The 12,592-nt window shown below is 57.0% G+C and carries 7 protein-coding genes and 1 pseudogene; 3 read left to right on the top strand and 5 right to left on the bottom strand.

Features of this window, described 5'->3' with window-relative positions; all coding sequences use genetic code 11:
• Positions 1-5: 5 nt before the first annotated feature.
• A pseudogene (locus tag DYY88_RS24445) lies at positions 6-967 on the bottom strand (IS110 family RNA-guided transposase).
• 251 nt (positions 968-1,218) lie between these two features.
• On the opposite strand from DYY88_RS24445, the gene DYY88_RS07355 reads away from it, so the two are divergent.
• Positions 1,219-3,846, top strand: coding sequence for a tetratricopeptide repeat protein (locus tag DYY88_RS07355; protein ID WP_130199363.1), 2,628 nt, complete (start codon positions 1,219-1,221; stop codon positions 3,844-3,846).
• Between the two features lie 201 nt (positions 3,847-4,047).
• On the opposite strand, the gene DYY88_RS07350 is transcribed toward DYY88_RS07355, so the two are convergent.
• The 3 genes from DYY88_RS07350 to DYY88_RS07340 all read right to left on the bottom strand — a co-directional run bounded on the left by DYY88_RS07350 (position 4,048) and on the right by DYY88_RS07340 (position 6,936).
• Positions 4,048-4,464 (bottom strand): putative toxin-antitoxin system toxin component, PIN family, encoded by a 417-nt coding sequence (locus DYY88_RS07350; protein ID WP_039728692.1) that lies wholly within the window; start codon positions 4,462-4,464, stop codon positions 4,048-4,050.
• A complete protein-coding gene (locus tag DYY88_RS07345; protein ID WP_039728694.1) occupies positions 4,454-4,684 on the bottom strand; it encodes a hypothetical protein in 231 nt (76 codons plus the stop codon). Before DYY88_RS07345 ends, DYY88_RS07350 begins: the two co-directional genes overlap by 11 nt.
• A gap of 212 nt (positions 4,685-4,896) precedes the next feature.
• The gene (locus DYY88_RS07340) at positions 4,897-6,936 is read right to left on the bottom strand and encodes a heavy metal translocating P-type ATPase (RefSeq protein ID WP_084607154.1); all 2,040 of its coding nucleotides are present in this window, start codon (positions 6,934-6,936) and stop codon (positions 4,897-4,899) included.
• A gap of 173 nt (positions 6,937-7,109) precedes the next feature.
• Here DYY88_RS07340 and DYY88_RS07335 point away from each other — a divergent pair, with 173 nt between their 5' ends.
• The gene (locus DYY88_RS07335; RefSeq protein ID WP_044151378.1) at positions 7,110-7,631 is read left to right on the top strand and encodes a pentapeptide repeat-containing protein; all 522 of its coding nucleotides are present in this window, start codon (positions 7,110-7,112) and stop codon (positions 7,629-7,631) included.
• A 204-nt stretch (positions 7,632-7,835) separates the two neighbouring features.
• Here DYY88_RS07335 and pruA read toward each other — a convergent pair whose 3' ends face one another.
• On the bottom strand, positions 7,836-10,838 hold the full coding sequence (gene pruA, locus DYY88_RS07330) for an L-glutamate gamma-semialdehyde dehydrogenase (RefSeq protein ID WP_052288610.1): 3,003 nt from the start codon (positions 10,836-10,838) through the stop codon (positions 7,836-7,838).
• A gap of 383 nt (positions 10,839-11,221) precedes the next feature.
• Between pruA and DYY88_RS07325 the strand changes: the two genes are divergently transcribed.
• Complete coding sequence (locus DYY88_RS07325; protein ID WP_039728696.1) at positions 11,222-11,650, top strand: universal stress protein; 429 nt, start codon at positions 11,222-11,224, stop codon at positions 11,648-11,650.
• Positions 11,651-12,592 lie beyond the last annotated feature (942 nt).

Genomic DNA, 12,592 nt, shown 5'->3' with positions numbered 1-12,592 from the left:
GTGGACTAAGCCGGCGTCTGGGGCAGCGGATTTTGCCAGCCTTGCTGCTGAGTGACTAAGGCATTCAGAATGACCAAGAGCTTGTGAGCGCAAGCGATGAGGGCGACTTTCTTGGCTTTGCTCCGGGCCAAGAGTCGTTCATATAAGGCAGCAATGACGGGGTTATGCTGCACCGCTACCAAAGCCGCCATGTACAGGGCAGAGCACACCAAAGCGCGACCGCCGACAATGTGACGCTTCCCCTTGAACTTCCCACTATCAAAGTTGAAGGGAGCAACCCCCACCAGACTCGCTAGCCGTTTGCTAGAAAGCTGCCCTAACTCCGGCAAGCAAGCGAGCAAGGTGGTGGCCACCACGCGCCCCACCCCTGGCACACTGGTGAGACACTGATAGCGCTGTTGCCAGTCGGCATCGCTTTGACGCAACTGGTCGATTTCGGTGTCTAAAGCTTTCAGTCGTTCCTGGAGCCATGCAATATGGCTGTCGATGTCGGCCCGAGCGTTGCAATGGCGGGCACTGTGGCGACGGCGACGCTCGTCGTTGAGCATCTCTACGACCTGCTGCCGGCGGTGGACCAAATCCGATAACGCCTCCTGTGCTTCGGTCGCCAGGGGCTTCGGTAACGTTTGCAGCGCTTCACCAAAATGGCCAGCATCTCGGCATCAATGCGATCAGTCTTGGCGAAGTGACCCGAGGCTTTGCTAAAGTCTCTCGCTCGCTTCGGATTGATCACGGCTACGGGCATGGCTTGCCGCTGTAAGACCGGCACCACTCCCCGTTCCAGACCACCAGTTGACTCGACCACCACGAGGACAACCGCGATCTCAGATAACTGTGTCAGTAATTTTTGCCAACCGGAGTCAGTATTATTAACTTGCCAGGTGCTGCCTGCTGGACGCAAAGCAATGTCTAAGTTGGCTTGACTGACATCAATGCCAATCCATTGGGGTTCAGAGATTGTGTTCATGCGGAGGCTCCCGTTCTGAATCTTTCATCATGGGTGACTCGACCTCGTCCGATGCGGGTTCTGGACCCTGGCGATTTTTCGAGTTCACAACCAATGGCAGAACGGCGACCTAGACTAAACCTCGGTTGCTAGAACCCAGGGGGAAAGCGGTCTACCGTTCTGGGTTTCAAGATACAGGGGGGGAGAGGCGTGGATCAGGTGGGGCGGCGCCCGGTGCCAGAGTGGGCAGCTGAGGCTAGGATAATGGCAGTTTGGTTCGGGATGAGCGGGGCCGACTCGCTGTGGATGAGCGATCGCCCTTCATTTGTCGTTGCGCCGTCAGTGCGATCGCTGTGAAAAATTTCTTTATTAGCTACAACCGCGCTGACCAAACCTGGGCCGAGTGGATTGCCTGGGTGCTGGAAGAGCAGGGCTACACCGCCGTCATTGATGTGTGGGACTTTCGGCCTGGGAGCAACTTTGCGCTAGCAATGCAAGAGGCAGCGGCGGGCGCGCAAGTCACGGTGATGGTGCTGTCGGAGCATTATCTGCAAGGGCTATACACGCAGCCGGAGTGGGCGGCGGCCTTTGCCCAAGACCCGACGGGGGCGGAGCGGCGGCTGTTGCCGATTCGGGTGGGGGAGTGTCAGCCGACGGGGCTGTTGAGGCCGCAGATTTATGTGGACCTGGTGGGGCAAAGTGAAGCCGAGGCGGAACGGTTGCTGCTGAATGCCTTGAAGGAACGCGGCAAACCGGATCTGCGCCCGAGCTTTCCTGGTGGCACGCCGACTGCGGAGCGGGTGACTCCACAAAAGGGCACCTTTCCTGGCAAAAGCTCATGTGTTAATAACCTGCCGCGCAGTGGGGCGGTGGCGTTTGTGGGGCGCGACGAAGACCTGAAACAGCTGCACGAACAGCTTCAGCAGACCGAACGGCTGGCTATCACTGCTATTCGTGGCATGGGGGGCATTGGCAAAACGGAGCTGGCGCTGCAATATGCCAAGGCCCAGCTAAAGGCCAACACCTACCCCGGCGGCATCTGCTGGCTCTCGGCTAAAGAGCAAAACCTCGGTACGGAAATCGTCAACTTTGCCACCGATCAGCTGCAACTGGCGGTGCCCACTGATATTGACCTGGGTCGCCAGGCCCAGCTTTGCTGGCGGCAGTGGCCGACAGCGGGTGAGGTGCTGGTGGTGATTGATGATGTCAGCGGGCGGGATGACATCGCCGCTTATCGGACGATTCAGCCTTATTTGCCGCCGGATCAGAGTCGGTTTACGGTGCTGCTGACGACGCGGCTGCACCTGGGGGCGTCGATTCGGTCGTTTGAGATTAAGGTGCTGAGTGAGGCGGCTGCGCTGGCGCTGCTGGCGTCACTGATCGGGGCGGAGCGGCTGGATGCCGAACGCGAAATTGCCGCTGCCCTGTGTGAGTGGCTGGGCTACCTGCCCTTGGGGCTGGAGCTGGTGGGGCGCTTTTTGCAGCGGAAGCCGACGTGGACGCTGGCCCAACTGCAAGCACGGCTGGAAGCCGAAAGATTGGCCGCTCGTGCTCTGGGCCAAGCTCGCCCTGACATGACCGCCGACCATGAAAGCGTCGCCGCCGCCTTTGAACTGAGTTGGCAAGACCTGGACGCGCCCGTGCAAGCACTGGCCTATCGCCTGAGTCTGTTTGCCCTGGCCCCCATTCCCTGGGGGTGGCTGGTGGAGTGGGCTGACAACACTGACCCTGACGACCTGGAAGACTGGCGCGATGAGGGGCTGATTAATCGCAGTTTGCTGAATTGGGTGGGTAGCGACACTGTGCAACTCCATCAGCTGATTCGTGAGTTCTTTCGGCACAAGTTGGAGGGCTGGGCTGAGGCCGAGGGGCTGAAGCGAGACTATTGTCAGAGGATGGTCAGCTTGGCGGAACAAATACCCCAAACCCCCACTCGCGATCAGATTTTGGCGCTGACGCCCGCCATACCTCACCTGGCGGAAGCGGCCACCACCTGGCAAGCGTGGCTCGCCGATGACTCGCTAGACTGGCCGTTTATCGGGTTAGGCCGATTTTATGAGGGGCAGGGAGACTACGGTCAGACGGAACCCTGGTATCAGGATGGTTTGGCCGCGACCCGCGATCGCTTTGGCGAGACCCATCCCGCTGTCGCCACCAGCCTCAACAATCTCGCCGCACTGTACCAATCGCAGGGCCGTTACGAGGCCGCCGAACCGCTGTATCAAGAGGCGCTGGCGATGATGAAAGCGCTGTTGGGCGAGGCCCATCCATTGGTCGCCACCAGCCTCAACAATCTCGCCGGACTGTACGAATCCCAGGGCCGTTACGAGGCCGCCGAACCGCTGTATCAAGAGGCGCTGGCGATGATGAAAGCGCTGTTGGGCGAGACCCATCCATCGGTCGCCACCAGCCTCAACAATCTCGCCGGACTGTACGAATCGCAGGGCCGTTACGAGGCCGCCGAACCGCTGTATCAAGAGGCGCTGGCGATGATGAAAGCGCTGTTGGGCGAGGCCCATCCATCGGTCGCCACCAGCCTCAACAATCTCGCCGGACTGTATCGATCGCAGGGCCGTTACGAGGCCGCCGAACCGTTGTATCTGCAAGCCATGCAAATTGATGTTGCGGCACTGGGCGAAGACCACCCTGATACGGCGATAGATTTTGCCAACCTGGCGGGTTTGTTCACTACGTTAGATCGCTATACCGATGCAGAGGGGTTTTACATCATGGCGCTGAGCGTATTTGTTCAAAAATTGGGCGAAGATCATCCCTACATCCAGGCCACCTGGCAAGGGTTTTTCGGCTTGGTGGCAAAAGTTGTAGAGGCGGGGCAAAGCGATCTCCTCTCCGACCATCCCCTCACCCAATCCCTGCTCCAGCAGCTTCAGCAGTCTTAAAGCTCACCGGAGGCACCCGGTCCCTGAGGCGTAACCTCAGGGTATCGAGTGACCCGGCAGGGACCGGGTGCCTGAAGCGATCGGTGGGGCGCGAGGGGACGGGGCCCGGTTGGCTCAAGCAGGATAGTCAGGAATTGACCGAGGGACCCGTCCCCTGATGGGTGATTTTGGGGGCGATCCATCCCGATATCGCCACCCATCTCATCCCTTTCGCTGCAAAAAGGCCGCCGGGGACAATATCTCAATGCCTCGAAACGGATGCAGGATCAATAAGTCTTCATCTCCGCTCACCAGACAAGTGGCTTGGCCACTGACCGCTAGTTCTAAGAACTTGTTGTCTTTGGCATCACGACTCGCGGCAATCGTCACATCAACGTCGATCAGCACCACTGACTCCATCAATGCGGCCAAAAACTGCAGCCGTTCCTGAAGCGTAATGTATCGATCAAACTTGGGCCGAAATAAGACCTCTCTCAGTTCACTCAGGGTTGCGACAGATGCCAGCATCACCCCGCGCTCAGTCGCTAAATCAAACGCTTGTCTGGGGACTGATCCCGGTCGCAGCAAGGCACTCACAATGACGCTGGTGTCGAACCCGTAGCGTCCCTCAGTCGTCACTCAACAGCGTCTCCAATATCTGGGGGGTCAGGCCACGAGCCTCTGCCTTGGCGCCAATATCGTCCATAATCGCTTGTAGCGATCGCGGCGGCTGATTGAGTAATGCTTGCATTTGCAACCGCAACACCATTTGCACCTTTTGCTGGGCCTCTGGACTCATCGCCGCATACGCTTGAGCCGTCTCATCGTCTACTGAAATCGAGATTTGAGAAGTTGTCATGGTGGTTGAGTGGACTGTCACAGATGGCCACTACCGACATTCTAGGGCCTGTCATCATTTAGTCGTCAAATCCTGGCGGCACAAGGTCGACAGGCCCTAGTTTGTTTCAGGAGTGCGGGCGCGGTAATGCTTATCCCGCAAGGTCTCTGGAATTAATTGATGACGCGCCCTAAGGTGTACAAAACTGGAACGTTGCGGTCCGCATGTTTACTTCATTGGGTCGCGCCAGACCGCAATACGCGGCTGGCGTTGAGAATGGCGAGCAGCGCCACCCCCACATCGGCAAACACCGCCTCCCACAGAGTCGCCACCCCGATCGCCCCCAACGCAATAAACAGCCCTTTCACCCCCAGGGCAAAGGCGATATTTTGCCAGACGATGCGGTGGGTGCGGCGGGCGATCGCGATCGCGTCCCCCACCTTCGACGGGGCATCCGTCATGATCACCACATCCGCCGTCTCGATCGCCGCATCGGAGCCGAGACCGCCCATGGCAATGCCCACATCGGCGCGGGCAATCACCGGGGCATCATTGATGCCATCCCCCACAAAGGCCACCTTGTGTTGCGGGTCAGCGCGCTGCGCCAGGATGGTTTCCAGAGCAGTCACTTTGTCTTCGGGCAGTAGCTCCGCCTGCACCTGGTCGATGCCCAGTTGTGCCGCGATCGCCTTTGCCACAAAGGCACTGTCTCCCGTCAGCAGGTGGGTCGTGATGCCCTGCTGGTGCAAGCGACGAATCGCCGCCGCCGCATCCGGCTTCAGTTCATCCGCAATGTGAATGCGGCCCTGATATTCGCCATCCACCGCCAGGTGAGCGATCGTGCCGTCAGTGAAGCATTCGTCATGGGGAATGGCCTCCCGGTGCAGCAGGCGATCGCTCCCCGCCAAGACCGTTTGCCCGTTTACCCGAGCGCGAACCCCGTGTCCGGCAATTTCTTCATAGTCCTGCACGCCGGAGTGATTGATCGCCCCGTCGTAGGCCCGCTGAATGGACTGGGCGACGGGATGGGTGGACTGGGATTCCGCATGGGCGGCGAGGGCCAGGAGTTGGCGATCGCTCATCCCATTGTGGGCGATGATGTCCGTCACCTGAAAATTGCCTTGCGTCAGCGTCCCCGTCTTATCAAATACCACCGTCTTGACCTGGGTGAGCGCATCTAAATACGCCGCCCCCTTCACCAAAATGCCCTGCTTGGCTGCCGCCCCAATGCCCCCAAAGAAGCCCAACGGCACGCTGATCACCAAGCCGCAGGGACAGGAAATCACGAGAATGACCAGCGCCCGATAGCTCCACGTCGCCGCCGTCGCGCCGGGAATCAGCAGCGGCGGCAGCAGCGCCACCGCCAGGGAAATGAACACCACGGCAGGGGTATAAATGCGGGCAAAGCGGGTGATGAACTTTTCGGTATGGGCCTTTTTGCTGCGGGCGTTTTCCACCAGATCCAAAATGCGGCTGATGGACGACTCGCCAAAGGGCCGTGTCACACGCACCGTCAGAGCACCGGACTGGTTCACCATGCCCGCCAGTACGGGCTCACCCACCACCACCGATCGCGGTACCGATTCCCCGGTCAGGGCCGAGGTGTCGAGTCGCGACGTGCCCGTCAAGACCGCACCATCCAACGGCACCTTTTCACCTGGCCGCACGAGAATCACGTCGCCCACCTGCACCGTTGACGGTGCAACGGTCGTGACAGTGTCCCCCGTCTGCAAATTGGCCGTGTCGGGCCGCACTGCTAGCAGGGATTGGATGGAGCACCGCGATCGCCCCACCGCCAGCCCCTGCACCAGCTCCCCTACTTGAAAGAACAGCATGACACCGACCGCTTCGGGCAGCTCTTGAATGGCGATCGCCCCCACCGTGGCAATGGTCATCAAAAAGTTTTCGTCAAACCAGCGGCCCCGTAGCACGTTGCGTCCGGCGCTGGTCAACACACTCCAGCCGCAGAGCAGATACGCAGGCAGCAGCACGACATACTCCGCGATGCCGCCCGGCGTGGCTTGCAGCGCCTCGTTAAAGACCAGGCCAATCACCAACAGCGGCACCGAGATCAGGATTGGGGCCAGTTCTCGCCAGAGGTTAAACGCTTCTGTGCTGTCGCCACAGCAGCGATCAGGAGGCGCTGAGGAGGGGGAAACGCTACAGCCGTCGTGAGTTGGGTGGGTTACACGGGGGGCGGCATCGCGGCTATGTTGGTGAGCCTCACCCTGAGGCGCGGGACGGCAGCAATCGCGATCGTGGGTATCTGACATCTGAGTGGGCCGATAAACGACTGAATATCTGAGTGAATGTTCAGATATGAGTTGTTATGCAGTTTAGCGGTTCTGGCGGCGATTGTCATGGCTCCGTGTTCGCGGTGATACGGAGTCATGAATTGAATTCGCTAACGTTACACTGTTGAAGACTTTAGCGACGACGATATTACATGAGCGTGATTTCCACCTATTGCCGAGGTTTTGGGGTTGTTTTAGCCGCTGCCAGTGTTGTGATGATCGGGTGCTCCCGGCCTGAGGCGGGGGGCGATGCCGCCGATGCGATCGCCCAAGCCCAAGCCGGAGAGTGCTTGGATTGCGATCTGTTGGGGGCTGATTTGGCGGGTCAAAGTTTGAAGGAAGCCAAGTTCAACCGCTCCAACCTGAGCAATGCCAAGCTCAACGGCACTGACCTGAGTAACGCGCTGATGGACAGCGTTGATTTGCAAAATGCGGATTTGTCGAACGCGAATTTGACGCAAGCGGCGTTGACATCCGCCAACCTCACCGATGCCAACCTCAAAGGAGCCGATTTGAGCGGCGCATATCTGCGGGGGGCTAATTTGTCCGGCACGGATTTCACCGATGCCAACTTGACCGGCGCCAACCTCGCCAGCACCAATTTAGAAGAAGCCGTGTTGGATGGGGCCACTTTAGAGGGCGCTACCTTGCCAGAAGGATTCACCGTACCGTAAGGGATGGGCAAGAAAATACTCCTTCAGCGATACAGGCATCTATTTCGCGTACCAAGCACCTGCCCCTGCGGGAAGAGTAAAGCTCGACCCCTCTCAGCTCCTTCTCCCCACACGGGAAGAAGGAGCCGGACAAGTCCCTCGCCCATTTTGGGCGAGGGATTTAGGGTGAGGGCCAACAGGTGAGCAAATTGACGCCGAACGGTGCTAGTCATCAACGCCTGCGATCGGCGCAAAGCCTTGGCGCTGAACGTTTTCGCTGACATGGCGGGGTTCGAGGAACTGTAAGAGATAGTCCGGCCCGCCCGCTTTGGAGCCGACGCCAGACATCTTGAGACCCCCAAAGGGATGTCGCGAGACGATCGCGCCCGTAATGCTGCGATTGATGTACAGATTACCCACCGCAAAATTAGTCTGCACCCGGTCGATATGGGACGGCGTGCGGGAATAGAGACCGCCTGTGAGACCGTAATCGGTGTTGTTGGCGATCGCTAACGCGGTGTCAAAATCTGGGGCTTTAATCACCGCCAAGACCGGGCCAAAGATTTCCTCTTGAGCGATGACGGCATCGGGGGCCACATCGGTAAACACCGTCGGCGGAATGAAGTAGCCCTGGTCAGGAGCCGACAGCGACAGGGCCAACGTCGCTTCTTGCTTGCCCGTCTCGATGTAGCTCAGGATTTTTTCCTGGGCTTTAGCGTCGATAACGGGGCCAACTTTGGTACTCGCCGCCGCCGCATCGCCGACGTTCAGCGATCGCGTCGCTTCGAGCAGCCGATTCAAAAAGGTGTCGTAGATTGACTCCACGACAATGACGCGAGAGCACGCCGAGCACTTTTGGCCGCTAAAGCCAAACGCCGAGTACACGACCCCCTGCACGGCCTGATCCAGATCGGCACTTTCATCGACGATGATGCCGTTTTTACCGCCCATCTCCGCGACCACCCGCTTCAGATGCTTTTGCCCCGGTTGCCACTGCGCCGCTTTGGCATAGATTTCACACCCCACTGCGCGGGAGCCAGTGAAGGCAATCATGTGAACATCGGGATGCTGCACCAGATGCGCCCCCACCGTAGAGCCGATTGCGGGCAAAAATTGCAGTGCCCCGTGGGGAATGCCTGCTTCATACAGGATTTCAACGATTTTGGCGGCAATCACCGACGAGTTTTCGGCGGGCTTCAGCAGGGTGCAGTTACCCGCGACCAGCGACGCCACCGTCATGCCCGTGGTAATGGCAAACGGAAAATTCCAGGGGGAAATGACGACCGTCAGCCCCCGTGGGAAGTAGCGATAACGGTTGGTTTCGCCCGGATAGTCATAGGCGTAGCCCGCATCGAGTCGCTCCATCTCATCGGCGTAGAAGCGGCAAAAGTCGATCGCTTCCGACACCTCTGGATCGGCCTGTCCTAGCGGTTTGCCCACCTCTAACACAATCCAGGCATTGAGTTCGGCACGGCGCGATTCCATCAGGTCGGCGGCGCGGCGCAGCATGGCGGCGCGTTCTGCTGGCGGCGTGGCGGCCCAATCGGCAAAGGCGGCTTTCGCACCCGAGATCGCCGCATCAGCCTGGGCCTGACTGGTCAAGCCCACCTTACCAATCAACTGTGAAGGGTTGGAGGGATTCACCGAATCCAAACTGGTGTCAGTATTCACCGCCTCACCATTAATGATGGGGCGGTAGCGCTGACCGAGTTGCTGGCGCACCGTCTCCATCGCTTCGGTTGCGGCATCGCGCTCGGCGGCGATCGCATAATCGGTGTCCGCTGCGTTCTCAAACGGCGGCGACCATTCGCCCCAGTCTTCCGGTTCACCCGCTGCGACGGCCTGATCGGCTGGCGCAAACTGCGGGGCGGCCAGCAAATCTTCCACCGAAGCGTCTTCCAGGTTTTGGCGCAAAAAGGAGCTGTTCGCGGTGTTTTCGAGCAGGCGGCGAATCAGGTACGACATGCCGGGAATCAGTTCCCCAAAGGGCGTGTAGACCCGCACGCGGTAGCCCTTATCGGCCAGGGTTTTCGCCAGCTTGTCCGCCATGCCATACAGCACTTGCAGCTCAATGTTGCGCTTGGGAATGTTCAGCTCTTCGGCGATCGCCATGGCATAGGCTTGCGATCGCACATTGTGACTGCCAATCGCCGCATATAGATATTGATGGTTTTCTAGCAGCAGGCGCGTCATGCGCTCAAAGTTGGCATCGGTCGACACCTTTTCGCTATAGACCGGCGTCGGCCAATTATTCTGCCGGGCGGTGATGGTTTCCTGATCCCAATAGGCCCCTTTGACCAGGCGCACGGTGACGGGGGTGCCGCGCTCTTTGGCCCAGGCCACCAGTCCTTCCAAATCCTCATAGCTGTCGCGCAAATAGGCCTGCATGGTGACGCCCAGATCATCGCGATCGCGAAATTCCGGCTCCATCAACAGATCTTTCAAAATCGCTAGCGTCAGGTCTTTATACTCGTACTGCTCCATGTCGAAATGCACCATCACCCCCAGCTCGGCAGACCGCCGGAGCAAGGTGCGAATGTGCTGGCTCACCGCCTGCCGACTGCCTTCCGCATCGAGCGGATCAAATTGAGAATAGAATGCTGTGAGTTTGACCGACACCTGCACTTTTGAAAGGGTTTGGTCACCCGCCCGGTCGATCGCGTCCACGGTTTTCCAATTTTTAGCCGCAGCCGAGAGCTGCGTCATCAAGTCTAAGTAGCGATATAGATAGGCTTCCGCTTCGGCCTCGGTAATCACCGCTTCCCCTAACAGATCCATCGTGAAGGTGAGCTTATCCTTCCGCATCCGCTCGATTACCTTGACCGCCTTATCGATGTTTTCTCCCGAGATGTAGCGATAGGCGAGGGTTTCCACCGCTGGGGCCACAGTCGTCGCCGCTAGCTGTCCCGGCATCGAATCCGGATTGGTGAAGTTCATCAGATTCTTGAGCGCCCCGGGCAATTCCACCGCTTCGGCAGACAGATACTCTTGCAAGTGACGGGCAATTTCCGGCTTACTCCGCAGGGCGGGCAGCGCGTCAATGAAGCGAAAGAGCTGCACTTTCAACCCCGGATTGCCCATGGCAAAGTCCATGATCTTGTCGTCCCACCGCATTTGGTCGCGCATCTGGGCCAGGAAGTTTTTCTTTTCACGGGTCGCCATCAGCAGGCCGTTGGCGATCGCTAAGGTTTTAGTTTCGTAATCGGGCTTTTGCAGTTGGGTAACCATATTTTCTATGTGGAAATCTCAATTACAGATCTGGTTGAAACTGATTACAGCCTAACGTCTGAATAATCAGATCACAGCTTGAGCGATTCATAAGTTTTAAGAAGTCGCCGCCAATCAACGGCATCGTTACCGTTGCAAAAGTATAGGCAGCATAATTCTGGAAAATCATCTAACCAGAGATTGGTTCTGCTATTTGCTGAAGACGATTACTTTGACGAGGATTTTGTTAACAATCGATACATGATAGATCCTGGTTCCGCCTTAAAATAAAAGAGTAGAGGCGCAGTTAGCTTAATGTTTGCTTAACTACAAAATCAAAAATTACTTCATCGAGCCCGAGCCGCTCAATATCAGTGTTCAAATAGTTATGAGAGGATTACATAATGCCCCTGTTTTCTAGTGAAAACGTCCTAGTTCCCATTGACTTCTCCGATGAAGCCATGAAGGCGCTCAAAGATACTTTGGAATTTGTCAAAGATCCTGCCAAAGTTCATGCGCTGTATGTGTTGTCTCCTCTCGAAGCCACTGACCCTGGCGTTGTTTGGCAAACCGTTGATGACGATACTCGCATTGCTAAAATTCGCGAGATGTACGCCAAACATTTCCCAGAAGAGGTCTATCAGAAAATTAAATTTACAGTTGAAGTGGGAAACCCCAGCTCTGAGATTATTGACTATGCCCAGAGCAACGGCGTGGACTTAATTGTGATTCCTTCTAGCGGCAAGACGGGGTTGTCGAGATTTTTCATGGGGTCAGTCTCCGAAAAAGTTGTGCGCTTTTCCCACTGCCCGGTATTGGTCATTCGCCACTAATTCGTGAATTGGCTCAGCGGGTCTTGAAACGGAGAGTTTGATCACGAGCTTGGCTAACCCGTATCGCCATTTTTAGCCAAGCTCGGCTGATTTTTTCAGGGCTTTCACAGTTTGAAGGCTTGTCCCCATTTACAGGCTTTGGGCGGAGTATTTAGCCGTACTTTTGGGGCTGAAATCTTACTGAGGAGTAGGAATTTAGTTAAGAGTGGTCAGTCGTCTCGACCGTGCCAGAGCGGGCAAGATGTCTCTTCAAAAGGTTTGGAATTTATCAAATCCTGATTACTGAGTAAAATCTTCGGTTTTGTCGCCAGCGAGATCTAGTAGCACTACTGGGTCTCGCGATTTTTGTATTGATACTTGTATTGATGTGTTTTGCCTAACGCGAAATGTTTTGCTTACTGCCTGGCCAATTTGCTAGCGGCATCTTTCATGCCTGAGCCAGATGGAAAGTCCAGCTATGACTTCTAGTGATAAACCAATCGAGGCGACGGCTTTAGCCTGATGGTGATGTCGAGAACTCTGCGACAGACTCACTGAAGCCAGAGTGGGAATGGGTCAGCCATGGGACCTGTTTCAGGTCGCCGCCGCTTCGTTCAGTTGAAGTCATCTTCAGGTTACTGGTACCCATATCGAAGCTCTGTCATCGAGCCACCTGAACAATCCACATTTCTGCAAACCAGTACAGTTGCAAAAACCTTGATTGTATCCGAAACAATTGGTTGAGATTGCCTCTGTGCGTACCTTGTCCGATCGCTGAAGATCGACTTGTTGGCTTGATGTACTGAGGTTCGATGCCCCCCTTCAGGACACCTTAACCTGCTCAACTCCTGACAACCGATGGCATATGAGTGAGCCAAACTGGCCGACATCAATGCGATCGCTGTACCCATATCACTAAGTCATGACGTAAGTATGTAGCTTTTGCATAGTTGCTATCGACCG

It is taken from the genome of Leptolyngbya iicbica LK (assembly GCF_004212215.1).
GTDB lineage: Bacteria > Cyanobacteriota > Cyanobacteriia > Phormidesmidales > Phormidesmidaceae > Halomicronema > Halomicronema iicbica.
Note: the sequence above shows the minus strand (reverse complement) of the source record. Positions and strands in the feature narration are given on the sequence as shown.

Coding starts and splice junctions, on each gene's coding strand:
- DYY88_RS07325 (WP_039728696.1), top strand. CDS start 11,222: ATGCCCCTGTTTTCTAGTGAAAACGTCCTAGTTCCCATTGACTTCTCC.
- pruA (WP_052288610.1), bottom strand. CDS start 10,838: ATGGTTACCCAACTGCAAAAGCCCGATTACGAAACTAAAACCTTAGCG.
- DYY88_RS07335 (WP_044151378.1), top strand. CDS start 7,110: ATGAGCGTGATTTCCACCTATTGCCGAGGTTTTGGGGTTGTTTTAGCC.
- DYY88_RS07340 (WP_084607154.1), bottom strand. CDS start 6,936: ATGTCAGATACCCACGATCGCGATTGCTGCCGTCCCGCGCCTCAGGGT.
- DYY88_RS07345 (WP_039728694.1), bottom strand. CDS start 4,684: ATGACAACTTCTCAAATCTCGATTTCAGTAGACGATGAGACGGCTCAA.